The 23,232-nt window shown below is 68.4% G+C and carries 19 protein-coding genes; 6 read left to right on the top strand and 13 right to left on the bottom strand.

Annotated elements, in window-relative coordinates:
* Positions 1 to 6 precede the first annotated feature (6 nt).
* Together ADBZ6K_RS09865 and ADBZ6K_RS09860 are read right to left on the bottom strand one after the other, a co-directional pair.
* Positions 7 to 459: a roadblock/LC7 domain-containing protein gene (locus ADBZ6K_RS09865; RefSeq protein ID WP_526345999.1), complete on the bottom strand. Its 453-nt coding sequence runs from the start codon at positions 457 to 459 to the stop codon at positions 7 to 9.
* Positions 456 to 3,152: a sensor histidine kinase gene (locus tag ADBZ6K_RS09860; protein ID WP_526345997.1), complete on the bottom strand. Its 2,697-nt coding sequence runs from the start codon at positions 3,150 to 3,152 to the stop codon at positions 456 to 458. The genes ADBZ6K_RS09865 and ADBZ6K_RS09860 overlap by 4 nt, the downstream gene beginning before the upstream one ends.
* A gap of 278 nt (positions 3,153 to 3,430) precedes the next feature.
* Between ADBZ6K_RS09860 and ADBZ6K_RS09855 the strand changes: the two genes are divergently transcribed.
* A complete protein-coding gene (locus ADBZ6K_RS09855) occupies positions 3,431 to 3,943 on the top strand; it encodes a tRNA (cytidine(34)-2'-O)-methyltransferase (protein WP_526345995.1) in 513 nt (170 codons plus the stop codon).
* A gap of 19 nt (positions 3,944 to 3,962) precedes the next feature.
* On the opposite strand, the gene ADBZ6K_RS09850 is transcribed toward ADBZ6K_RS09855, so the two are convergent.
* The gene (locus ADBZ6K_RS09850) at positions 3,963 to 4,619 is read right to left on the bottom strand and encodes a nitroreductase family protein (RefSeq protein ID WP_526345993.1); all 657 of its coding nucleotides are present in this window, start codon (positions 4,617 to 4,619) and stop codon (positions 3,963 to 3,965) included.
* Between the two features lie 23 nt (positions 4,620 to 4,642).
* Here ADBZ6K_RS09850 and ADBZ6K_RS09845 point away from each other — a divergent pair, with 23 nt between their 5' ends.
* Positions 4,643 to 5,056 (top strand): TIGR03667 family PPOX class F420-dependent oxidoreductase, encoded by a 414-nt coding sequence (locus tag ADBZ6K_RS09845; RefSeq protein ID WP_526345991.1) that lies wholly within the window; start codon positions 4,643 to 4,645, stop codon positions 5,054 to 5,056.
* 20 nt (positions 5,057 to 5,076) lie between these two features.
* Here ADBZ6K_RS09845 and ADBZ6K_RS09840 read toward each other — a convergent pair whose 3' ends face one another.
* The 6 genes from ADBZ6K_RS09840 to ADBZ6K_RS09815 form a co-directional block, all read right to left on the bottom strand.
* On the bottom strand, positions 5,077 to 8,406 hold the full coding sequence (locus ADBZ6K_RS09840; protein ID WP_526345989.1) for a DNA polymerase III subunit alpha: 3,330 nt from the start codon (positions 8,404 to 8,406) through the stop codon (positions 5,077 to 5,079).
* A gap of 400 nt (positions 8,407 to 8,806) precedes the next feature.
* Positions 8,807 to 9,601 carry a bestrophin-like domain gene (locus ADBZ6K_RS09835; protein ID WP_526345987.1) on the bottom strand — a complete coding sequence of 265 codons (795 nt, stop codon included), beginning with the start codon at positions 9,599 to 9,601 and terminating at the stop codon, positions 8,807 to 8,809.
* Between the two features lie 200 nt (positions 9,602 to 9,801).
* Complete coding sequence (locus ADBZ6K_RS09830) at positions 9,802 to 10,590, bottom strand: ABC transporter ATP-binding protein (RefSeq protein WP_526345985.1); 789 nt, start codon at positions 10,588 to 10,590, stop codon at positions 9,802 to 9,804.
* Positions 10,587 to 11,660, bottom strand: a complete 1,074-nt coding sequence (locus ADBZ6K_RS09825; protein ID WP_526345983.1) for a taurine ABC transporter substrate-binding protein — start codon at positions 11,658 to 11,660, stop codon at positions 10,587 to 10,589. The genes ADBZ6K_RS09830 and ADBZ6K_RS09825 overlap by 4 nt, the downstream gene beginning before the upstream one ends.
* Positions 11,661 to 11,665: 5 nt before the next feature.
* The gene (locus ADBZ6K_RS09820) at positions 11,666 to 12,499 is read right to left on the bottom strand and encodes an ABC transporter permease (RefSeq protein WP_526345981.1); all 834 of its coding nucleotides are present in this window, start codon (positions 12,497 to 12,499) and stop codon (positions 11,666 to 11,668) included.
* A complete protein-coding gene (locus ADBZ6K_RS09815) occupies positions 12,496 to 13,275 on the bottom strand; it encodes an SDR family NAD(P)-dependent oxidoreductase (RefSeq protein WP_526345979.1) in 780 nt (259 codons plus the stop codon). The genes ADBZ6K_RS09820 and ADBZ6K_RS09815 overlap by 4 nt, the downstream gene beginning before the upstream one ends.
* Before the next feature lie 268 nt (positions 13,276 to 13,543).
* On the opposite strand from ADBZ6K_RS09815, the gene ADBZ6K_RS09810 reads away from it, so the two are divergent.
* A complete protein-coding gene (locus tag ADBZ6K_RS09810; protein WP_526345977.1) occupies positions 13,544 to 14,872 on the top strand; it encodes an aminotransferase family protein in 1,329 nt (442 codons plus the stop codon).
* Between the two features lie 3 nt (positions 14,873 to 14,875).
* Here the strand turns inward: ADBZ6K_RS09810 and pdxR are convergent, their stop codons facing one another.
* Positions 14,876 to 16,372: a MocR-like pyridoxine biosynthesis transcription factor PdxR gene (gene pdxR, locus ADBZ6K_RS09805; protein WP_526345975.1), complete on the bottom strand. Its 1,497-nt coding sequence runs from the start codon at positions 16,370 to 16,372 to the stop codon at positions 14,876 to 14,878.
* A 79-nt stretch (positions 16,373 to 16,451) separates the two neighbouring features.
* Here pdxR and ADBZ6K_RS09800 point away from each other — a divergent pair, with 79 nt between their 5' ends.
* Complete coding sequence (locus ADBZ6K_RS09800; RefSeq protein ID WP_526345973.1) at positions 16,452 to 17,129, top strand: TSUP family transporter; 678 nt, start codon at positions 16,452 to 16,454, stop codon at positions 17,127 to 17,129.
* A 175-nt stretch (positions 17,130 to 17,304) separates the two neighbouring features.
* Here ADBZ6K_RS09800 and ADBZ6K_RS09795 read toward each other — a convergent pair whose 3' ends face one another.
* From ADBZ6K_RS09795 to ADBZ6K_RS09785, 3 genes are all read right to left on the bottom strand, one after another.
* Positions 17,305 to 17,925, bottom strand: coding sequence for a hypothetical protein (locus ADBZ6K_RS09795; RefSeq protein WP_526345971.1), 621 nt, complete (start codon positions 17,923 to 17,925; stop codon positions 17,305 to 17,307).
* 137 nt (positions 17,926 to 18,062) lie between these two features.
* A complete protein-coding gene (locus ADBZ6K_RS09790) occupies positions 18,063 to 18,944 on the bottom strand; it encodes a universal stress protein (protein WP_526345969.1) in 882 nt (293 codons plus the stop codon).
* Positions 18,945 to 19,107: 163 nt separating this feature from the next.
* Positions 19,108 to 19,977 carry a MaoC family dehydratase gene (locus ADBZ6K_RS09785; protein ID WP_526345967.1) on the bottom strand — a complete coding sequence of 290 codons (870 nt, stop codon included), beginning with the start codon at positions 19,975 to 19,977 and terminating at the stop codon, positions 19,108 to 19,110.
* Positions 19,978 to 20,085: 108 nt separating this feature from the next.
* On the opposite strand from ADBZ6K_RS09785, the gene ADBZ6K_RS09780 reads away from it, so the two are divergent.
* Positions 20,086 to 22,083 carry an SDR family oxidoreductase gene (locus ADBZ6K_RS09780; protein WP_526345965.1) on the top strand — a complete coding sequence of 666 codons (1,998 nt, stop codon included), beginning with the start codon at positions 20,086 to 20,088 and terminating at the stop codon, positions 22,081 to 22,083.
* A 57-nt stretch (positions 22,084 to 22,140) separates the two neighbouring features.
* Complete coding sequence (locus tag ADBZ6K_RS09775; protein WP_526346329.1) at positions 22,141 to 23,172, top strand: nucleoside hydrolase; 1,032 nt, start codon at positions 22,141 to 22,143, stop codon at positions 23,170 to 23,172.
* Positions 23,173 to 23,232: the final 60 nt, after the last annotated feature.

Raw genomic sequence — 23,232 nt, 5'->3', positions numbered from 1 at the left:
GGCTGGTCACGGGTGCTTCGCGAAGGTTTCCGACGTGCGCCGCGCCGACTGGACCACACTGCCGACCCGCTCCACCAGGATCGCCATCTCATACCCGATCTGGCCGATGTCGCAGTTCCTGCTGGCGAGGGTGGCCAGGTTCGACCCGTCCCCCACACGCATGAGCAGCAGGTAACCGTTCTCCATCTCCACGACGGACTGCATTACGTGGCCGCCTTCGAAGAGCTGCGCCGCGCCCGTAGACAGGCTTGCCAGCCCGGACGCGACGGCGGCGAGCTGTTCGGCCCGTTCGATCGGCATGTGCTCGCTGGCCGCCATCAGCAGCCCGTCGGCCGACACCAACACCGCGTGCGCGACACCCGAAACCTCGCGGGCGAATCGCGAAACCAGCCAGTCCAGCGAATCGCGCTGCCCGGACGGCTTATCGCCGCCGGGCTGTCCGCCGTCCGCAGAGGTCATTCGTCGTCCGTTCTTCCGGCATCGCGGGCGTGCGACCGTCCGGCGTGCACACCGCCGAAATGGCTGCTGATGCTGGCGCGCACCGATTCGGGATCACGCCGCGACAACGACTCGTCGCCGTCCGGCTCAGCGGCAGATGCTACCTGGTCGTCGCTCCGATGCACCCCGCCGTTGCGATGGCTACCGTTGCTCGTGGAGGTGGAGTCGGCCGCACCGGGCACCAGCCGCGCACCCGGCTCACGAATCGGCAGTCCCTCTTCGGTGTGCCGCGCCACGGGTTCGCTCTCGGCCGCCTCGGCCGCCGACCAGCCGTGATCCCAGACCGACTCCCAGTTCCAGTCGGCGCTCCGCGCGATCTCGGTCGGGTCGATGAGCCATTCGGACAGCATCCGCTGGTAGATGGCGTCACCCTCGCCTGCCGTCGGTGACGGCTCCTTCTGGCCCTCCGCCGGGTCGTCGGCGTCCGGCTGCCCACCCGCGGGCTGCGCGACCTCCGCGGTTCCGTTGCTCGCGGCCACGGCCCTGGACGCGAAGAACGCCGACGTGTCGGTGAACGCCGGTGTACCGGCGTCGGCCCCCAGAACGGGGGGGATGCCACTGGCCCCGGGACTGCGCTGGGGCAGCGACGAATCGTCCCGGTCCGGCGCACCCGGCGCTACACCCGAGACATGCGCGTCCGCATCGGGGGTTGCATCGGGTTCGTGAGCGAACGCGAATCGGGTGTCCGCATCCCCCGAAGGCTGATCGGGTACGTCGGCGCCCGTGTGACCGAGAAGCCGGGCTGGGACGTACACCTCGGCCGTGGTGCCCGAACCGGGGTCATCCTCGACGGTGGTGCGCAGCCGGACCACCACGCCGTGCTGGGCGGCGAGTTGCCCCACCACGAACAGGCCCATGTGCCGGGCGGTATACGGGTTGACCTCGCCGCCGGAACGCAGCCGCGAATTGGCGACCCGGAGGTCGGATTCGGTCATTCCCAGCCCGCCGTCGCTCACCTCGATGACCAGCGCGCCCTCCTCCGCGGCCACGGCGGACACCCGGACCTGGGTCGCAGGCGGTGAATTCTGCAGGGCGTTGTCGACCAGTTCGGCCAGGATGTGGATGAGATCGCCGGCTGCCGTACCGATGATCTCGGCCTCGGACACCGTCGCGGTCACCACGCGGGTGTAGTCCTCGACCTCGGAGTTGGCGGCATTGATGATCGTCGAGACCGGTACCGTGCCGTCCTGCTCGCGCGGGAGCTGCGCGCCTGCGAGCAGGAGAAGGTTGGCGCCGTTGCGCCGCATCCGGGCGGCGAGGTGGTCGAGCCGGAACAGGCTGTCGAGCCGTTCGGGGTCCTCCTCGTTGCGTTCGAGACTGTCGATGAGTGACAGCTGCTGGTCGACGAGCGAACGGCTGCGCCGCGACAGTGTTTCGAACATGTCGGCGACCTGCGCCTGCAGCTGTGCCTGCTCACCTGCCAGCAGTACGGCCTGTTCATGCAGTTCGTCGACGGCGTGGGCGACCTGTCCGATCTCCTCGGTGGTGTGCAGCGGGATCGGCTGGACGGGTCCGGGCGCCGCGCCGGATCGCACTCGCTCGATCTCCCGCGCGAGGTCGTCGTGGGCGACCTTGAGGGCGTTGTCGCGCAGCGTGCGCAGCGGGCGGATCAGCGACCGAGCCACCAACCACACGACCGCTGCGGCGAGGACAAGCGCCGCGAGCACCAGCAGGGCGTCGCGGATGGCAGCCGTCCGCTGGGTGTCCGCCGCGCGCTCCACCGCCGCCGGTATGGCCTCGGTGGTGTCCGCGATGACCTGCTCGGCGACCTGGGTCGTGGCCTGCTGGGACCGCATCAGTTCGGGGTTGCCCGCGAGCACGGCGGCCGGGTCGGACAGCACCGACAGGCGCTTGACCAGCTCCGCCCGCAGCGTCGACACCTGCTGCGAGGCACCGCCGAGCAGATTGCCGATGCCTGCGATCGTGGCGGGCTCGGTGCCCGCCAGGGTCGTCATCGCCGTGCGCAGGTCGGGTTCGGCGAGATCGGCCCCGCGGGTGACGAGCATCTGCTGCATCGCCATCTGACCTCGCGTCCCGATGGCCCTGGCCAGCCCCTCCGCCTGGAGTTGGACGTTTTCGTCATCGCTGCGCACCGACCCGGTAATCGCCGTTTCCGCCGTCAGCAGCAGCGGAACAAAGGACGCCACCCGCTGTCGCAGGTCGATCGAGTTCGCGGCCACCTTGGACATCAGGTCCTCGCCGAAATCCGTCAGCGTCGTCACGGCGAGGAGGACCTCGGGGATGACGTCGGTGGCCTGCAGTTGCCGCTGCAGATCGGCTCTGCTCTCGTCGAAGGTGTTCCGCGCGTCCTGGGCGTCCTGGGCGACCTGCGCGTCCTGGGCGTCCTTGTCGACGGTCGCGGCGACCAAGGCCCCTTCCAGCGCGGCCATATAGCTGTTGATGTGTGGCACGAGTTGGGCGCGGTCGGCGGCCAGGCGCAGTTGACTCGCGGCGGTGGCGGTTGAGTAGATGCGCAGTCCGCCGAGGAGTCCGGCCAGCAGCAACGGCACCAGCACGATTGCCAGCACTTTCCAGCGGACCGGCCAGTTGGTCAGCGACCATCGAGGTGGGCGTTTGGCCGGCTCCTGTGAATGCGCTTCGGACTCGACAAGGGTTCCGTGGATTGCGTCCGCCTGCTGGGTGAACGCGGTCATGTTCGCCCGGCCGAGGCGCCGGCCACAAGCCCACATTTTGGTACTGATGTGTGGTTCATTCGGCTTCCTGCTGATTTTGCCGTGGTGCGCGGTGCGCTGGTACGACTGGGTACGCCTGGCAATTGGACGAGTATGACAGCCGTCCTCCACCCTTTCTACAGTTGTTACTGAACAGATAGCGTCCGGAACCGAGCTGACGTGCCCATTTGTGGTGGGCGAGCAAACGGCGGTTGAGCGGTCCGAAGTTAGCGGGCGGCGATCCGCGGTAGCTTTCCGCCATGAGATCGACCGGAAGTGGTGACGACGAGCCGCTGAGGATTCCCGTCGCCTTCAGGGTGCTGTTCTTCTCACCGCGTATCGCGCCCAACACCGGCAACGCGATCCGGATGGTGGCGGCCACCGGGTGTGAACTGCATCTGGTGGAGCCACTCGGGTTCGATCTGTCCGAACCCAAGCTGCGGCGCGCCGGGCTCGACTATCACGACCTCGCGTCGGTGACCGTGCACCGCCACCTGGACGCGGCATGGGCGTCGCTGTCGCCGACGGCCGTGTACGCCTTCACCGCGCACGCGACGAGATCGCACGCCGACGTCGCGTACCAACCGGGCGACGTGTTGATGTTCGGGCCCGAACCCAGCGGGCTGGATGCGGCCACCCTCGCCGACCCCCATATCACCGAACGGGTGCGCATCCCGATGTTGCCGGGCCGGCGCTCGCTGAACCTGTCCAACGCCGCCGCGGTCGCCGTCTACGAGGCGTGGCGACAGCACGGCTTCGGCGGTGGGACGTGACCTCAGCTGTTACGGGCCGTTACCAGCTGTCCCAGTGGGTCAGCTGGTCGGCGGGTAGCCGCTTGGCCGGCTTGAATTCGGTTCCCTTGGTGTAGGCGATGGGGAGCAGCCCGCCCTGCAGGTAGGACTCGTACGGGATCCCCAGCAGGTCGGCGACCTGCCGTTCCCCCTGCCCGAGCAGGGTGAACGTCGTCCAGCAGGTCCCAAGGCCCCTGGAGCGTAACGCAAGGCAGAAGCTCCATACCGCAGGGAACAGCGATCCCCAGAAGGATGCGGACATCCCGCTTGCGCTGTTCTCGACGAGCTCGCGGTTGCCCCGCAGGCACGGGATCATCAGAACCGGTGCCTCATGGATGTGCTCGGCGAGGTAGAGCGCGGATTCGGTGACGGCCGCGGCCCGCTCGGCACGCACGTCACCCTCCGGGTACTCGGGCCGCGGCATGGCGCTGTACCACGCGAGCCCGGCCTTGTAGACCTCGGCGATCGCCGTCTTCTTTTCGGCATCCTCGACGAACACCCACTGCCAGCCCTGTGCGTTCGATCCGGTCGGGGCCTGCAAAGCCAGGTTCAGACACTCCATCAGCACCTCGCGGGACACCGGCCGGTCGAAATCCAGGCGCTTACGCACCGCGCGGGTGGTGGTGAGGACCTCGTCGACGGTCAGGTTCAGGGTCATAGCCGGAGACTACATTCGGGGCCATGGCATCCGAATTGATCGAAGAGGTTTCGAACAGGTTGGCGTCCGATCACTACGGCTGGCTGACCACCATCGCCAAATCCGGCCAACCCGTGCCCCGGTTGGTGTGGTTCCACTTCGACGGTGCTGACCTGATCGTGTACTCGATGCCGGGCGCGGCCAAGGTGCGGCACATCCGCAACAACCCGCGCGTCAGCCTCAACCTCGATTCGGACGGCAACGGCGGCGGCATCGTCGTCGTCGCCGGCACCGCCAGCGTCGACTCGACGGATGTCGATCCGCGTGGCGACGCACCCTACTGGGAGAAGTACAGCGCCGACGCGGAGCGGTTCGGCATCTCCGAAGCCATGGCGGCGTACAACACCCGGCTGCGGATCAGCATCGACAAGGTGTGGACCACTCCGGGCGAGGCCTGAGTATCGGGTCCGGGCTGCATTCAGCGGAAGTCACGCGACCTCGACCCCACCCGCATGTCCAGCCTGCCCATCCGGTCGGCCACCACGGTGACCGCACCGCTGGCGTTCTGCACCTGGCCGCGGATCACCAACGCCGGGGCGGTCTGCGCCAGCCGCCGATGCCTGGCCCACACCCCCGGCGAACACAGGACGTTGACCATCCCGGTCTCGTCCTCGAGGTTGATGAAGGTCACCCCCTGCGCCGTGGCGGGCCGCTGCCGGTGGGTCACCGCCCCCGCCACCAGCACCCGGGTGCCGTCGGGAATCGACAGCAACCGGTCGGCGGCCACCACGCCGAGGGCATCGAGATCCTCCCGCAGGAACTGGGTGGGATAGCTGTCCGGTGAGATCCCGGTCGCCCACACATCGGCGGCGGCCAACTCCAGCTCACTCATGCCGGGCAGCGACGGGATGTGCGAAGACGACCCCACGCCGGGCAGCCGGTCGGGACGTTCCGCCGCGGCCGCACCCGCCGTCCACAACGCCTCACGCCGCGACATCCCGAAACAGCCGAGCGCGCCGGCGGTGGCCAGCGCCTCGGTCTGCGGCACGGTGAGCTGCACGCGTCCGGTCAGGTCGAGCAGGGATCCGAACGGGCCGCCGGCTGCGCGGTCCTCGACGATCCGCCCGGCCAGCTCGTCGCCGATGTGCCGGACGCTGCCCAGGCCGAGCCGAACGTCCAGCCCCCGGTTCTCCAGCGTGGCGTGCGCCAGGCTGGCATTGACATCCGGGCCGTGCACGATGACGCCGTGCCGCCGGGCGTCGGCCACCAGCGACTGCGGTGAGTAGAAACCCATCGGCTGGGCCCGCAGCAGCGCCGCGCAGAACGCCGCGGGGTGGTGCAGCTTGAACCACGAGGAGTAGAACACCAGCGACGCGAAGGACAGCGAATGGCTTTCCGGGAAGCCGAAATTGGCGAACGCCTCCAGTTTCTCGTAGATCCGCTCGGCGGTATCGCCGGTGATGCCGTGCCGCTCGCGCATACCGTCGTAGAACCGGCCGCGCAGCCTGCGCATCTTCTCCGTCGACCGCTTGGAACCCATCGCCCGGCGCAGCTGATCGGCCTCGGCGGCCGAGAAGCCCGCGCAGTCCACCGCGAGCTGCATGAGCTGCTCCTGGAACAGCGGCACCCCCAACGTCTTTCGCAACGCGGGTGCCATCGACGGGTGGTCGTAGACGACCGGTTCGACACCGTTGCGCCGCTTGATGTACGGATGGACGGATCCGCCCTGGATAGGCCCGGGCCGGATCAGCGCCACTTCGACCACCAGGTCGTAGAACACCCGTGGCTTGAGCCGCGGCAGCGTCGCCATCTGTGCGCGCGATTCCACCTGGAACACCCCGACCGAGTCGGCGCGCTGCAGCATCTCGTACACCGCGGGCTCGGACAGGTCGAGCCGGGCCAGGTCGACGTCGATGCCCTTGTGTTCGGCCACCAGGTCGATGCAGTAGTGCAGCGCCGAGAGCATGCCGAGCCCGAGCAGGTCGAACTTCACCAAACCGATTGCCGCACAGTCGTCCTTATCCCATTGCAGCACGCTGCGGTTCTCCATACGGGCCCACTCCACCGGGCACACGTCGGCGATCGGCCGGTCGCAGACCACCATCCCGCCCGAGTGGATGCCCATGTGCCGCGGCAGGTTGGAGATCTGCATGGCCAGATCGACCACCTGCTCGGGGATGCCTTCGAGATCGGGTGAGTCGGCGAGGCCGTTCCACCGACTGATCTGTTTACTCCACGCGTCCTGCTGACCCTGGGAAAAGCCGAGCGCCCTTGCCATGTCACGCACGGCGCTGCGGCCGCGGTAGGTGATGACGTTGGCGACCTGAGCGGCGTAGTCGCGGCCGTACCGGTCGTAGACGTACTGGATCACCTTCTCCCGCAGATCCGATTCGATGTCGATGTCGATATCCGGCGGCCCGTCACGCGCCGGGGACAGGAACCGCTCGAACAGCAACTCGTTGGCGATGGGGTCGACGTTGGTGACGCCGAGGGCATAACAGACCGCCGAGTTGGCCGCCGACCCCCGGCCCTGGGCCAGGATCCCGCTCTCCCGGCAGAACCGGGTGATGTCGTGCACCACCAGGAAGTAGCCGGGAAACTTCAGCTGCTCGATGATGCTCAACTCGTGCTCGATCTGGGCGTACGCCCTTGGCGCCCGCCCGGGTGGTCCGTACCGGCTGCCGGCACCCGTCATGACCAGGTGCCGGAGCCAACTGTTCTCGGTGTGCCCGTCGGGCACATCGAACGGGGGCAGCTGCGGAGCGATCAGCGCCAACCCGAAGGCGCACTGTTCACCCAGATCGGCCGCGGCCTCCACCACTTGCGGGCAGTGCGCGAACAGCCGCGCCATCTCCTCCCCGGACCGCAGATGCGACCCGCCCAGTGGGGCCAGCCAGCCCGCCGCCTCATCCATCGAGTTGCGCGCCCGGATGGCGCCCATCGCCATCGCCAGCCTGCCGCGGGACGGCTCGGCGAAGTGCGCACCGGTGGTGGCGACCACGTTCAGACCGAAGCGCGGGGCCAGCCCGGCCAGTGCGGCGTTGCGTTCGTCGTCGAGGGGATGGCCGTGGCAGGTGAGTTCGATGCTGACCCGGTCGCGGCCGAACCGGTCGACCAGATCGGCGAGCGCGGCCGCGGCGACTTCCGGGCCGCCGGTGGAAAGCGCTTGTCGGACATGGCCTTTGCGGCAACCCGTCAGGACATGCCAGTGCCCGCCCGCTGCTTCGGCGAGCGCGTCGAAGTCGTAGCGTGGCTTACCCTTCTCCCCTCCGGCCAGGTGCGCGGCGGCCAGCTGCCGCGACAGCCGCCGGTAGCCCTCGGGTCCCCGCGCCAGCACCAGCAGGTGCGGCCCGGGCGGGTCGGGAAGCTCGGTGCGCGCGGCGCCCTGCCCGCTCCCGCCGAGGGACAGCTCGGCGCCGAACACCGTGGCCATATCCAGTTCCCTGGCCGCTTCGGCGAATCGGACCACACCGTAGAACCCGTCGTGATCGGTCAGCGCGACCGCCCGCAGGTTCAGCCGCGCAGCCTCCTCGACGAGTTCTTCCGGGGTGGCTGCACCGTCGAGGAAGCTGTAGGCCGAGTGCGCGTGCAACTCCGCATACCGGATCGAGCCACCCGTGCGGGTCAGTTCCTGCGGCGGCCGGTAGTCACCCCGTTTGCGCGACCAGGCGGGGCTGTCGCCGCCGTCACCTGCCGGCTCGGACGGATCGCCGGCATGACGCGGACGACTTTCGCCAGCATGGCGCAGACGTCCATTGAGGACCCGCTCCATTTCCGTCCAGCTCGGCGGACCGTTGTGCCATCCCACCCAGACAGTGTATCGAACGTTTGTTCGATACACTGTCTGGGTGCTGAACAGGTAGCAGACGATCTCGACGCGTACCGGGTCGGCCGGCGCTTGAGCCGCGACGCGTTGTATAGCACATCGTCATCGCTCGTCGAGCCGGCGGGCCACCGGGACGCAGCACACGGGAGCAGTGGCGCCGATAGCACGACGACACTCTCATCGGCGATGCCGATCTGATCGTCGTCCTGGGCACCCAGGCACACCTCGAACTTGGCGAAAGCAGCCCCGGTCAAACTCTGCGACACCGACGAACCGTCACTGCGGGGTTTCAACGGCATCGAACGGATGCGTCCGATCCGCGACGACATCGCCGACCGCGTCCAGTCTCTCGCCGCCAGACTCCTGCCAGACCACCGTCGAGTTAGGGCGTGGCCGGGTTGAGCACACGCACAACCTCCTGCAGCGGATCGGAGGTCGTCGACAACTCCCCTGCATACGGGTGCGACAGTTCGAGGATCAAGAACAGGTTGGCCGCCACGATCAGCCCGACGACGACGACCATCGGATAGTGCATCCGGCGTTTCTCGACGCCGTAGAGGATCGCCGTGCCCAGCACCAGCGCACTGGTCAAGAAGATGACCGCCCAGAGCGGCCACGGCAATCCGGTGTCTTCACGTGCGGTCAGCATCCGCACGGTGCGGGCCTGGCTGATCTTGTCCAAGTTGGACATTGACGACGCGACCAGCGTCTTCTGCATGTCGGTCGCCGGACGCACGCGCTCAAAGGCCGTGTATAGCTGCGCCAGGGCGGCGCCGGCGGCCGGCGAGCGCGCATCCCGGCCCTGGTTCCACTCCGCGATCGCGGCGTTCGCGTAGTCGGCCAAATCGCGCCGGATCCGTTGGGCATCGGCTTGGTCGAAACGGGTTGCGTCGGTGGCTATCTGGACAGCAGCCGCACCCTCGGCGCGTGCGTCGGCATCAGCGGTGTTGATCTGCCCCCACATCGAGGACACGACGAACCCGATGAAGAACGCGTACACGAAGCCGATGAACCCGTAAGCAAACCTGAGTGCGTCGTTGTGCGCATCGCCGGCCAGCGCGGGAATCCGGCGCCGGACAATCATCGATACCACTATCGCGCCACCGGCGATGAGTACCATCAGACCGGCAAGGATCAGCCCCGACGGTACATGGCTGACAATCCAGCGACTCACCATCCACTCTCCTCACCACACCACGCGTCGCTGTGACGCCACCAGACCACAGCAGGCGCTCTGGGGTCGGCCAGTCGGACTCTAGGGGTCAGAGCCTGTCCGTGGTTGCGCGTCAGCCAGATTGCCGCCGACGAACTCCTCGGCAAAATCAAGAGCAAACGAATCAACGACACGAAACACCAGGTTGCCCGCGGGGCTCCCTGTCAGGAGTGCGCGGCGTAAATCGCCTCCGCCAGTTCGACTTTCAGTTCCTGAAACTCCGTTGTCGCCATCACCGACGGATCGCGCACCGAGTCGGCGGTATCCCCGGGCAGCTCGATGCGGCGGTCGACGATGACCCGGCCGGGGCGGGCGCTCATCACCAGTACGCGGGTGGACAGGAACACCGCCTCCTCCACCGAGTGGGTGATGAACACCACCGTCTTGTTCGCGCTGCGCCACAACGACAGCAGTTCGACCTGCAGCCGCTCGCAGGTCAGCGGGTCTAACGCCCCGTACGGTTCGTCCATCAGCAGGATGCGCGGGTCGTTGACGAGGACCCGGGCGATCTGTGCGCGCTGCTGCATACCGCCGGACAGCTCGTAGGGACGGCGTTCACCGAATCCCGACAATCCGACGAGTTCCAGCATCGCCGCGGCCTTTTCGCGCCGCTCCTTCTTGGGCATGCCACCCATCCGCGGGCCGAACTCGACGTTGCCGGACACGGTCAGCCACGGGTAGAGGGTGGGCGCCTGGAACACCACGCCGCGGTCCGGGGACGGGCCGCTGATGTGCGTGTTGCCGATCATGATGGTGCCCGAGGTCGGCTTGAGGAATCCGGCGATCATCTGCAGCAGGGTGGTCTTGCCGCATCCCGAGGGACCGACCAGCGAGATGAACTCGCCAGGTTCGATCACCAGGTTGGTGGGCTGCACGGCGATCACCTCGTCGCCGTCGGCTTCGTAGGTCTGGCCCACTTCGGTCAGCGTCAATCGTGAACTCAGGTCGGTCATTTCGAGGCCACCTCCCGGGCCGCGTCCGGATAGAGGGCGCCGATGTAGACCGCGGACGGCCCGACGGCATCGACGCCACTCTGGGTTTCGAGGAACAGTGCGGTGTTGCGGATATCGGTGCCCAATCCGCCGCCGAGGTACTTGGGGCCGGCCTGCTCGGCGGCGTCCAGGTAGAGGTAGCCGTCGATCTGCTTGCGGATCTGGTCGGGCGGGACACCGAGTTGTCCGGCCAGCCGCGCGATCGCCGCATCGGGTTCGCCGCGGATCTGCTTGACCGCCCAATCCTGTGCCGCGGTCCAGATTTTCATCGCCGCTGGGTTGGCGTCGACGAACTGTCCCCGGGCGCCTTCCAGATCGTAGGTCGGGCTGCCGGCCTCGGCGGTGTCCTCGGCCGTCATCACCACGTGTCCGTCGGTCAGGAGTTCACTCAGCGTCGGCTCCCAGATCCAGGCCGCGTCGATCTGGTTGCCCTGCCAGGCACCCATGATCGCGCTGGGCTCGAGGTTGATGACGGTGACATCGCGGGCCAGACCGGCCTTATCGAGTGCCGACTGCAGTGAGAGGTGCGACGTCGATCCGAACGGCACGCCGATACTCTTCCCGCGCAAGCCCGTGATGTCCTGCACGGCGGGGTCTTTCACGGCCAGCGATTCGGCACCGCCGATGACATCCTGAATCCAGACGATGCGCACGTCGAGGTCCAGCGGCGCCGAAAGCGATTTGGCGGCCGGCGCCGAGCCCAGTAGTCCCATATCCAGTGAGCCCGAACCGAAGGCGCGCACCACATCGGCACCCGAGGAGAACTGGGTCCAGGTGACCTGGGCGTTCGGCAGGCAGGTACCCAGCAGGTTGGCGTCTTTGACGATCAGGTCGCCGTTGGGAATCTGCTGGTAGCCGATTCGGATCTCGCCGGTGACCGACGGATCGGGTTCGACCGGGCAGGGCACCTCCTCGATCATCGAGCGGCTCATCTCGCCGCGGCCGGACTTCACCAGGCAGCCGGAGAGTGCGACGGCGGCGACCAGCAGTGTGGCCGTCAGCACGGTGAATCTTGTGATGGCGGTGTTCATAACGCTCAGACCCGTCCCTTCCAGGGTGCGGCCAGCACACCGATCCACTTGATCGCGGAGTCGAGGATCAGTGCCATGATGCCGATGACGATGATGCAGGCGATGACCAGTGGCGTGCGCAACTGCGTGCCCGCCACATAGGCAAGGCCCCCGATGCCGGGGATGCCGTTGTTGAGTTCGGCGGCCACCACAGTCGTCCACGCGAAACCCACGGCCAATCGGATGCCGTTGATCACGTCGGGGACCGTCGCGGGCAGGATCACCCGGGGTAACACCTGCGACCCGCTGGCACCGAGCGCGCGGGCGGCGTGGATGTAGTCGCGCTTGACCCCGGCCACCCCGGCCAGGGTGGCGACGGTGACGGCCGGGAACGCCGCGAGGAAAAGCAGCCACACCTTGGAGGTGTCACCGATGCCGAACCAGACGATCAGCAGGCTGAAGTAACCGAGCGGTGGCAGCGCCCGAAGGAAGTTCAGGTAGGGCTCGATGACCGTCAGCACCCACTTGGAGGAGCCCATGGCAAACCCCAGCAGGATACCGGCGACGATTGCGAAGCCGACGCCGACGAAGATGCGTTGCAGGCTGGCGATGAGATGCTCCCAGAGGAAGTAATTCTGTTCTCCCAGTACTTCTCGCGGTACACCGGGCGCCACCTGGTGCCAGGTGTTGGCGCGCACGAACGCCTGCCACACCTCGCCCGGACCGGGCAGATAAAGCGGCTTCACCAGGCCGGCGGCTGTCACAGCCCACCACACCAGGACGAACGCCGCCAAGGCCGCAATGCGAATTCCCCACTGCCGCAATGCCGGTGAAGAGGTCAGTGTCGTCAGAGTGGTCACGAGTTCCTCCGGTGGACGCGTTGGGCGCTGGTCTGATCGCGTGCCAGCAGCAGCATGGAGTCGACGTTGACACGGGCCGGCCGCGAGATGACCCAGGCGACGGCCTCGGCGACATCGCCCGCGGTCAACGGTTCGGTGCCGGCGTACACCGCCGCCGCTTTGGCGGTGTCGCCGCCGAACCGGTTCACCGCGAACTCCGTCTCGACCATGCCGGGGTCGATCTCGCACACTCGGATCGGTTCGCCGAGAAGCTCCAGACGCAGTACCCGCGTGAGTGCGCGCACGGCGTGCTTGGCGGCGTTGTAGCCGCCGCCGCCGAGGTAGGGCTCGACGGCGGCAACCGATCCGATCGTTACGATGGTGGCTGACGCCGATTCCCGCAACCGCGGGAGCAGCCCTCGCGTGATTCGCAGCACGCCCAGCACGTTGACGTCGAACATCGCCTGCCAGTCGTCGTCGCAGGATTCGGCGACGGCATCGACGCCGATCGCGCCGCCTGCGTTGTTGACCAGGACGTCGACAGTGCCGATGCCGGTGCAGAACGCGTCGACGGCCGAGGGGTCGGTGACGTCGAGAGCCACGGGCGTGACGGTGGCTTCCGGGTGGTCGGCGCGTATTTTCGCGGCCAGGTCGTTGAGGCGGTCCACCCGCCGCGCGGCGAGCACGAGGTCGTGGGTCGGGGCGAGGGCGACGGCGGTGGCGGCGCCGATGCCACTGCTGGCCCCGGTGACGACGGCCACCGGCCGCCTGGTGTCGGCAATCGATACGGAACGCATGGGAACCAGCTTTGGCGAGAACTGGACCATCAAACAGGTCCACCGTGGCGGTATTTGACGGGTCCAGTGGTAACGCGGTGCGTGCCGGGTTAACGCGGCGGCGGCACCGCACGGGCGTCGGCCGCGAACTGGCACCGTCGGATTGTCGCCATCTGACTCTTTTCGCTCGGACAGCCAACTGGAACCGTGGACGGCGGAACCACCGAATACTCACCAACGATCGACGTTCTCGAACGACCGACGTTCTCGACCGACAGGGGGCACCCAAATGCCGGCACCCGCAGACGCCGCCGCGCGCCGCATCTACGACCTGGACCGGACCCGCGTCTTCCACTCGTGGTCGGCGCAGGCCACGCTGGACCCGATCGTCATCACCGGCGCCGAGGGCAGCCACGTCATGGACGGCGACGGCAACCGCCTGCTGGACTTCAGCTCTCAGATGGTCTACACCAACATCGGCCATCAGCACCCCAAGGTGATCGCGGCCATCGCCGAGCAGGCGGCCACTCTGTGCACCATCGCGCCCCAGCACGCCAACGAGGCCCGTGCGCGCGCGGCCGAGCTGATCACCGACATCGCCCCGGACAACTTCAGCCGGGTGTTCTTCACCAACGGTGGCGCCGATGCCGTCGAACACGCCGTCCGGATGGCACGGCTCTACACCGGGCGCTACAAGACGTTGTCGGCATACCGCGGATACCACGGCGGCACGCAGCAGGCCATCAACCTGACCGGAGACCCCAGGCGCTGGCCCAACGACTACGGTTCGGCGGGCAGCGTGCACTTCTTCGGGCCGTTCCTGTACCGCAGCCAATTCGGTTCGCAGACAACAGAAGAAGAGTGCGCAAAGGCGCTCGCGCATCTGCGCTCACTCGTCGAGTTCGAAGGCCCGAGTTCGTTCGCGGCGATCATCCTGGAGTCGGTACCGGGTACCGCGGGCATCATGGTGCCCCCGCCGGGCTATCTGCACGGTGTACGTGAGCTGTGCGATGAGTACGGCATCGTGATGATCCTCGACGAGGTGATGGCCGGCTTCGGCCGGACCGGAAAGTGGTTGGCGCTGGAGCACTTCGACGTCGCACCCGACCTCATCACGTTCGCCAAAGGGGTCAACTCCGGTTACGTCCCGCTCGGCGGCGTGATCGTCAGCGAGCCGATCGTCGAGCGTTTCAGTGCCAAGCCCTATCCGGGCGGTCTGACCTACTCCGGACATCCGCTGGCGTGCGCGGCGGCGGTTGCCACCATCGAGGCCATGCGAGCGGAGGCCGTCGTCGAGAACGCGGCGCTCATCGGGGTCGAGGTGCTCGGCCCGGGACTGACCGAGTTGGCCGACCGTCACGAGATCGTCGGCGATGTCCGAGGGCTCGGCGTGTTCTGGGCAGTGGAGCTGGTCAGCGATCGCGCCGCCAAGACACCGCTGGCGCCCTACGGTGGCACCTCGCCGCAGATGAAGGCGATCGCCGACCGCGCCCGCGCCAACGGACTGCTGATGTTCAGCAACTACAACCGGTTCCATCTGGTACCGCCGTGCAACGTCAGCCAGCAGGACACCAAGCAGGCACTGGCGATGCTGGACGACGCGCTCTGCGCGGTGTGATCGTCAGCCGTCGGGCAGCGCGGCGGCCAGCGCGCGGATACCGGGCTCGACCAGTTCGGTGGGGATCGAGCTGAACCCGATCCGCAGGTGGTTGTTGCGCCAGGTGCCGGGGAAGAAGTAGCGCGACCCGTCGGCCACCAGCACGCCGTGCGCCCGAGCCTGGACCGCCCACCGCTTGCAGTCGATCCCGTCGGGTGCGGTGTACCACAGACTCACACCGCCCGGTGGGAACGCGTCGGCATCCTCGGCGAGCGGAAGGTAGCGGTGCACCGACGCGGATAGCGTCTCCCAGCTGTTGCGCAGCCGCCGGCGCTGGCTGCGCAGCGTGCGGTGGTATTCGCCGGAGGTGATGAAGATGGCCAGCGCCCGCTGCAGATGACCTGCCAGGTGCTTGGACCTGTGGTGACGTTCGGCCCGCAACTCTGCGATGACCTCGGGGTGGGCCACCACGAAGCCCAGCCGGAGGCCTGCGGACAGGAATTTCGAGAACGATCCGAGGTAGATGACCCGGCCCTGGGTGTCGAGCGACTTCAGCGACGGCGTCGGCTGGCCGCGGAAGCGGAACTCGCTGTCGTAGTCGTCTTCGATGGCGAATGCGTCGCGCTCGTCGAGCAGGTGGAGCAGCAGTCGGCGCCGCGGCAGGCTCAGCGTCACATTCGTCGGGTGGTGATGGCTCGGGGTCAGGTAGACCGCGTCGAACCGCGGTGCGTCCTCCAGCACCGCACCCCAGTGGTCGGTATTGATCGGGACGACGACCGCGCCGATCCGCGAACTGATGTGCCAGGCATCGACGTATCCCGGATTCTCAACCGCGACAGTGCATTTCGTGGGCATCAGGACGTCGGCGATCAGCGACAGCCCCTGCTGGGCGCCCGAGGTCACCAATACTTCCTCCGGGGTGGCGTTGACGCCGCGGGGCGGCAGGATCTCGTTGCACAACGCCTCGACCAGCAACGGGTCGTCCTGGTCTCCGGCGTCGCGCACGCTGTAGGCCAGGTGCGGTGTGTGCAATGCCTCGACCGCGGAGCGCTGCCATCCGCGCACCGGGAAGCTGCCCAGTTCGGGCTGGGCGCTGATGAACGGGTAGCGAAAGTCGCGCCAATCCGGGAACGCGGGCGCCCGGGTCACGGGCAGCTGCGGCACAGAGCGCCGGCGTTCGGCCAGCCGGGCCGGCCAGTCCACGCCGACGCCCAACGACGAGGCGCTGATCCGTTGCGCCCCGCGCCCGTGCGGGGTGGTGACCGGGTACAGACCCGACCGCGGCCTGCTCTCCACCAGACCGGAGCTGATCAGCTCCTGATAGGCCAGCGCGATGGTGTTGCGGGATACGCCGAGCGCCTGTGACAGGTAGCGCGTCGACGGCAGCGGCCGGTTGGCGGTGTACACGCCCCGCGCCAGCTGGTCTTCAAGCACCGCACGGACCTGCCGGTAGAGCGGCACCGAGGAGTCCGGGTCGATGGCAGGCAGGCCGATCCCGGACGAGGTGTCGGGGGTCCTCACCCGCGCAGCCTAACTGGCACCGTGAGGTTGCGCTCTTCTGGACCTCTTCGGAGGACAGAATGCACGGAACGCTGGATGAGTGCTCACGACCGACCTGTATGCGCTGTCGGTCGCGGTCGTCGCCATCGCGGTCGCGGCCGCCGTGCAGGGGTTGACGGGGTCCGGGTTCGGGCTCACCGCGGCGCCACCGCTGCTGCTGGTGACGCCGGCGCTGGTGCCCGACACGCTGTTGTGGCTGACGGTGGCCGTGACCGGCTACACCGCGTCGACCGACCGGTCATCCGCCGACCGGGTCTTCGCGCGGCGTTGTGTGTTGGCGGCGCTGCCCGGGACCGCGGTCGGCGCGCTCGCGGCGACGTTCCTGCCGCAGTCAGCGCTCACCGTCGGGATCGCCGCCGCGGTGATCCTCGCCGGGTGCGCGGGACTGGCCGGTTTGCGCATCGCGGTGACGCCTGCCAGCACCGTGGCCGCCGGGGTGGCCGCGGGCGCGCTGAACTGGACCGCTGCGCTGCCCGGGCCGCCGGTTGTGCTCGTCTACCGGGGTGGGGCGGCGACGGTGCGCGCGACGCTGTCCCGGGTCTTTCTGCTCATGTCGGTGGTCACGCTGGCGGCGCGGTATGCATCGGCGCAGACCGACCTGACCGCGGCGCTGACCGCCGCCGCGCTGACCGCCGCCGTGGCCGTGGGAGTGCTGGTCGCCCGTCCGATGGCGCGCCATATCTCCGGCGCGCTGGTCGCCGCATCGCGCTGGCGATGAGTACGCTCGCCGGCGTCGCGGTACTGGTGCGAACCGTGGCCTGACCCCATTACTCCCCAGGCGATGACCCAGCAAGCCGTACGCATGCGGACCGATCACTCCGCGGCGGTGGTGTTGCTTTCCCGCTGATGAGGCTCGACACCGAAGGCCGTCGTCCTGTCTGCGCTGCGGTCGATCAGCGTCGTGATCTCTCCGGGGATTTCTCTGGGGCGCTCTCCGCGCTCTCGGCGTCGGCCTTGACGGTCCGCAGGGTCGCCCGCATGATGTGCCCGACGACCGGCCGGATCAACCACCAGTAGCGCAGAAACCGCCGGCGCGAGGCCGGGTCGGCGGTGACCGTGCGGCACTCGTAACTCACCAGCGTCGCGGCGCCGTACGGACGCAGCGAGAAGTTGGCGGCGATCTTGCCCCACCCAGGTTCGTCGAATGACGCATACTCGGCGGCCGACACGTCGCGCCATTCGATCACCGGCGTCCAGAACCTGCCCACCGCACCGAACGCGACCTCGTGGCCGGGGTTCTCCCCCAGCGTCAGCCATCCGGGCAGACCGACGCCGTCGCCGATCACCAGCCGCGGCGGCGACGGCGCTGCACGTCCCGCGACCCGGGCCGGCAGCCCGCGCAGCCACATCGCCGCGTCCACGACCGCGGAACGCACCGTCAGCAGGTCCAGATCCTGCACGGCCCGGTGGGTCGTGGCCGGATCCGCATCGACCACGATGTGTTCGGCGATGACGGCGTCGTAGCGCGGCATGGCGATTTCGATGATCGAGGGGCCGACCCCGGCTGCGGTCATATTCCGATTGTTCGGCCGTGACGGGCCGGTGCTTAGAGCCATAGGTCACCGGCCGTCGGGCCGTTGCGATCTTCTGCCAGCGGTGGCGGCGCGCGCATAGTCGACCCCAACGGAGCGTGCACGAATCGCCGGGGGTGCTACTCGTCCGCGGGCTGGAGATCCCTCGGTACGACCACCATCGGAACGTCGAGCACCCGCAGCATCTTGGCCGCCGTGGAGCCGAGGAACAGCCGTTTGGGCGCGCTGAGCCGGCTGGATCCGACCATGATCACGTCACCGTCGTGCCAGTCCAGCTTCTTGACGGCATCCTCGACGGTGGGACCGTCGACGATGGTCGACGTCACCGGAAAGCCTTCGGGGAGACCCTTTTTGGCGGCTTCGAGGGTGTCGTGCGCATGGGCGACGGCGCGGTCCCGCAACGCCTCGTCGTCCGCGCGCAGTGTGCCGAACACCGGGTCGAGCGCCACCAGGGACACCAACCGAAGCGGCGTCCCGGCCGCCCGACTGGCCCGCACCGCGGTGTCCAGCAGGAGATCGGCACCCCGGCGCTGGCCGAGCGCACAGGTGACCTCCCGGACGCGGTCGATGTGCGAGTCGCGGGCACCGCGCGGGGCCACCGCGACCGGGATCGGTGAGGAGTAGAGCAACTCGTTGACCACCGTGCCCAGGGAGTAACTGCCTGCCAGGCCGCCGCCCGAGCCGCCGACGACGATCGCGTCGGCGTTCAGGCGCAGGGCCTCGGAGATCAACCCGTCGGCGAAGGAATCGTCGAATCGGACGTGGCCGTGGGCGACGACATCAGCGGGTACCGAAGTGAGGGCTTCGGCGAGCCATTTCTCGCCCTGCTCGCCGAGCACTTCGTCGTAGGCGCCCGGCGACGCGCTCGAGGGGACGGCCCGGTCGTGCGGCAGCACGATGCAGATCTCCAACTCCGCACCCAGGGTGCGGGCGAACCGGACACCGACCGCCAGCGCATCGCCACCACCAGACGTAGCCAGGTAACCAACCACCAGATTCATCGCCACCCACCGCCGATCTCGCACCGCGTTGTACGACCCTTGCAGATAGATCCTGTCGATCCTGTCAAGGCCCCGCACCGCATACGGGCGCTTCGGCGAAACTCACCGGCGGTGGGCAGGAATTCGGTTCGGCGCGCTGCTGGCGGAGCGCATCTGGTCCCACCTAGTCCCGGTACTCGACCACACCGTCGTCGAGCACGAGGCGGGCATCGGCACCGTCGGGTCCGCTCGCCTCGGTCCGGAATACGGCCTGGCCCGGCGCCGTGCGCCAGATCGACGTGGTCAGCTTCTCCCCGGGAAACACCGGCGAGGTGAAGCGGGCGCCGATCGCGGTGATACCGGCGGCGTCGCCACCGGCCAATTCGGCGAGCAGGGCCCGGCCGGTCACACCGTAGGTACACAACCCGTGCAGGATCGGCCTGGGAAACCCGCCCAGTTCCCTGGCGAACCAGGGATCGCTGTGCAGTGGATTGCGGTCGCCGGAGAGACGATAGAGCAACGCCTGGTCCTCCCGCGTCGGCAGCGATATCCGGGCGTCGGGCTCGCTCGCAGGCATCGGCGGGCTGGCCGGTCGTTGGCCGGGCTGCCCGCCGAACCCGCCTTCACCGCGCATGACCATGGTCGAGACCGTCTCGACGACGCCCTCCCCGGTCTGCGGATCGCTGCCGACGCCCCTGAGGACGACGATCGCGTTCTTGCCCGCCCCCTTGTCCTGGATGTCGGCGACCTCCGACACCACCGTCAGGGAACCCGACGGCCCCAACGGCCGCAGCAACCGGATGTGCTGAGAGCCGTGCAGCATCGTGCCCAGGTTGAAGGTGCCGATCTTGCGGATCGCGCCGAACGCCGGGCACACGATCACCGCGTAGGTCGGCAGCACCTGCTGGGCGATGCCGTGGCTGTTCTCCGTGGTGAAGGCCAGATCCGCCGTCCCTGCACCGACGCCGAGCGCATAGAGCAGCGTGTCACGATCGGTCCATTCGACCGTGCGGGGCTTCGTGGTGGCCCCGACGGCGTTGGGGTCGATCGGCATGGGCACTCCCTTCGTGGACCAGACGGACCATAACCGCCGCGCACTCACGTCCTCGCGCCGGTCCGGCAGCCGATTGACGCCGCGCCACCATGCGGCCACCATGCTGGCATGCGCTATATCGTTACCGGCGGTACCGGATTCATCGGCCGTCGTGTCGTCTCGGAGATCCTGGCGCGCAGCGACGATGCGCAGGTCTGGGTCCTGACCCGTCGGCGGTCGCTGGCGCGGTTCGAACGGCTCGCGGACGGCGGCTGGGGCGACCGGGTCAAACCGCTCGTCGGCGATCTCACCGAACCCGGCCTCGGGCTCACCGACCGAACCGTCTCCGAACTCCGACCCGTCGACCATGTGGTGCACTGCGCGGCGCTATACGACGTCACGGCACCCGAGCGGGCCCAGCAGGCCGCCAACGTGGAGGGCACCCGGGCCGTTATCGCGTTGGCGCGCACCCTCGATGCGACCCTGCATCACGTGTCCTCGATCGCAGTCGCCGGCGACCATGCCGGGCCCTACACCGAGGACGACTTCGACGTCGGCCAGAAGCTGCCGACGCCGTATCACAGGACGAAGTTCGAGGCGGAGCGGCTGGTCCGCTCGGCCCCCGGCCTGCGACACCGGGTGTATCGGCCCGCAGTCGTGGTCGGCGATTCCCGCACCGGCGAGATGGACAAGATCGACGGGCCCTACTACTTCTTCGGGCTGTTGTCGAAGCTGGCGGCGTTGCCGCGGTTCACACCCATCGTCCTGCCCGACGTCGGCCGCACCAACATCGTTCCCGTCGACTACGTCGCGGCAGCGATCGTCGAGCTGATGCACGCCGATGGATGCGACGGTCAGACGTTCCAACTCACGGCGCCGCGCAGCATCGGACTGCGCGGCATCTACCGCGCGATAGCGGGGGCCGCCGGCCTGCCGAGCGCCCGCGGATCGCTTCCGCGCGCCGCGGTGAACCCATTCCTCAACGCCACCGGTCGAGTCCGGGTGCTGCGCAACATCGCGGCGACCCAGCTGGGCGTGCCCGCCGAGATCATCGACGTCATCGACCTCGCGCCCACGTTCACCACCCAGAACACCGAACGGATCCTGCGCCCAACCGGCATCGCGGTGCCCGAGTTCGCCACGTACGCACCGCTGCTGTGGCGGTATTGGGCGCAACACCTCGACCCCGACCGCGCCCGCCGTGACGACCCTGCGGGACCGCTGGTGGGCAGGCACGTGATCGTCACCGGCGCGTCGAGCGGGATCGGCAGGGCGTCGGCGGTGGCGATCGCCGCGCGTGGCGGATGCGTGTTCGCACTTGCCCGCAACGGAGCCGCGCTCGACGAGCTGGTCGACGAGATCCGCGCCGCCGGCGGGCAGGCGTACGCGTTCACCTGCGACATCACCGATTCGGCGTCGGTGGACCACACCGTCAAAGACATCCTCGGCCGGTTCGGACACGTCGACTATCTGGTCAACAACGCCGGCCGGTCCATCCGCCGGTCGGTGGTCAACTCCGCCGATCGGCTGCATGACTACGAGCGGGTGATGGCCGTCAACTACTTCGGCGCGGTCCGGATGGTACTTGCCCTGCTGCCGCATTGGCGGGACCGCCGGTTCGGTCACGTCGTGAATGTGTCCAGCTCGGGCGTGCAGGCGCACACCCCGAAATACAGTGCCTACCTGCCGAGCAAGGCCGCCCTGGACGCGTTCGCCGACGTGGTCGCGACCGAGACGGTATCGGATCACATCACGTTCACCAACATCCACATGCCCCTGGTCGCGACACCGATGATCACGCCGTCGAGCCGGCTCGACCCCGGCCGGGCGATCAGCGCCGAACATGCCGCGGCCATGGTGGTGCGCGGGCTGATCGAGAAGCCCGCCCGGATCGATACCCCGCTGGGCACGGCGGCCGAGCTCGGTCACTATCTGACGCCCAAGCTGTCGCGCCGGATGTTGCACCAGCTCTCGCTGGCCTACCCCGACTCGGCGGCCGCCCGCGGCGAGCCCGCCCCTGCCGCGTCACCGCCGCGCCTGCCGCAGCCGCGAGCCCGCGGCGCTTCGGCACGGACGCCCCGCGCACTCAAACGCGCCGTTCGGCTGGTTCCGGGCGTGCACTGGTAGGACCCCAGGCTTATCGTTGGCGGCGTGACAGCCGGGGACTCGGGCCAGCCGGACCGGCTGCCCGTCTTTGCGGACGTCGATACGGGTGTCGACGACGCGATGGCACTGGTGTATCTGCTGGCCAACGCCGACGTCGAACTCGTCGGAATCGGCTCGACCGCAGGAAACGTGCCCGTACAGCAGGTTTGCCGTAACAATGTGGGTCTGCTGCAGCTGTGCCGGGCCACCGCAGTGCCGGTGTCGATGGGCTCGGAGAACCCGGTCAGCGGCGCGCTGCGCACCGCCGAGGACACCCACGGTCCCGAGGGGCTGGGCTACGCACAGCTCCCACAGTCCGACGGCGAGCTCACCGCGTACACCGCCGCGGAAGCCTGGGTGCGCGCGGCGCATGCGCACCCCGGTGAACTGATCGGAGTGGCGACCGGCCCGCTGACCAACCTGGCCCTGGCGCTGCGCGCCGAGCCTGCTCTGCCCAAGCTGCTGCGCCGCCTGGTGATCATGGGCGGCTCCTTTGACTACCGGGGAAACACCACGGCGGTGGCCGAATGGAACATCAGCGTCGACCCCGAGGCCGCCGCCGAGGTCTTCGCCGTGTGGGGTGCGGCATGGGGGCTCGAGCAGCCCCGCCACGTTCCGATCGTGCTCGGTCTGAACCTGACCGAGAGCATCGCGATGACCCCGGCGTTGCTCGGACGGTTGGCGGCCGCGGCGGATTCGACGACCGTGCCGATGAGCGTGCTCGACGACCGGGGCACCCGTTCGGTGGCCGCCAACCCGTTGGTGCGCGTGCTCGAAGACGCGATGCGGTTCTACTTCGAGTTCCACTTCGACCAGGGCGAAGGCTATCTCGCCCACCTGCACGACCCGCTGGCCGCCGCGGTGGCACTGGATCCCGATCTGGTGAAGTGCCGGCCGGCGACGGTCGACGTCGAACTGACCGGCACGCTGACACGCGGTATGACGGTCGCCGACTGGCATGGGCGCTGGGGCAGGGAACCCAACGCGCTCGTCGGCGTCGACGTCGACCCGACGGTGTTCTTCGACCGGTTCATCGCCAGGGCCGGGGCGTTCGCCCGTCGGCTCGGCTGAGATTCGCGATGAAAAGCTGTTGTGCCGCAACACTTTTCGATGGAGTTCACGTCGATCATG

The sequence above is a fragment of the Mycobacterium sp. genome (genome assembly GCF_044223235.1).
Classification (GTDB): Bacteria; Actinomycetota; Actinomycetes; order Mycobacteriales; family Mycobacteriaceae; genus Mycobacterium.
Note: the sequence above shows the minus strand (reverse complement) of the source record. Positions and strands in the feature narration are given on the sequence as shown.

What these genes read in the sequence shown, in the direction of transcription:
- ADBZ6K_RS09865 (WP_526345999.1), bottom strand. Translation starts at nt 459, where the DNA reads ATGACCTCTGCGGACGGCGGACAGCCCGGCGGCGATAAGCCGTCCGGG.
- ADBZ6K_RS09860 (WP_526345997.1), bottom strand. Translation starts at nt 3,152, where the DNA reads ATGACCGCGTTCACCCAGCAGGCGGACGCAATCCACGGAACCCTTGTC.
- ADBZ6K_RS09855 (WP_526345995.1), top strand. Translation starts at nt 3,431, where the DNA reads ATGAGATCGACCGGAAGTGGTGACGACGAGCCGCTGAGGATTCCCGTC.
- ADBZ6K_RS09850 (WP_526345993.1), bottom strand. Translation starts at nt 4,619, where the DNA reads ATGACCCTGAACCTGACCGTCGACGAGGTCCTCACCACCACCCGCGCG.
- ADBZ6K_RS09845 (WP_526345991.1), top strand. Translation starts at nt 4,643, where the DNA reads ATGGCATCCGAATTGATCGAAGAGGTTTCGAACAGGTTGGCGTCCGAT.
- ADBZ6K_RS09835 (WP_526345987.1), bottom strand. Translation starts at nt 9,601, where the DNA reads ATGGTGAGTCGCTGGATTGTCAGCCATGTACCGTCGGGGCTGATCCTT.
- ADBZ6K_RS09830 (WP_526345985.1), bottom strand. Translation starts at nt 10,590, where the DNA reads ATGACCGACCTGAGTTCACGATTGACGCTGACCGAAGTGGGCCAGACC.
- ADBZ6K_RS09825 (WP_526345983.1), bottom strand. Translation starts at nt 11,660, where the DNA reads ATGAACACCGCCATCACAAGATTCACCGTGCTGACGGCCACACTGCTG.
- ADBZ6K_RS09815 (WP_526345979.1), bottom strand. Translation starts at nt 13,275, where the DNA reads ATGCGTTCCGTATCGATTGCCGACACCAGGCGGCCGGTGGCCGTCGTC.
- ADBZ6K_RS09810 (WP_526345977.1), top strand. Translation starts at nt 13,544, where the DNA reads ATGCCGGCACCCGCAGACGCCGCCGCGCGCCGCATCTACGACCTGGAC.
- ADBZ6K_RS09795 (WP_526345971.1), bottom strand. Translation starts at nt 17,925, where the DNA reads ATGACCGCAGCCGGGGTCGGCCCCTCGATCATCGAAATCGCCATGCCG.
- ADBZ6K_RS09790 (WP_526345969.1), bottom strand. Translation starts at nt 18,944, where the DNA reads ATGAATCTGGTGGTTGGTTACCTGGCTACGTCTGGTGGTGGCGATGCG.
- ADBZ6K_RS09785 (WP_526345967.1), bottom strand. Translation starts at nt 19,977, where the DNA reads ATGCCGATCGACCCCAACGCCGTCGGGGCCACCACGAAGCCCCGCACG.
- ADBZ6K_RS09780 (WP_526345965.1), top strand. Translation starts at nt 20,086, where the DNA reads ATGCGCTATATCGTTACCGGCGGTACCGGATTCATCGGCCGTCGTGTC.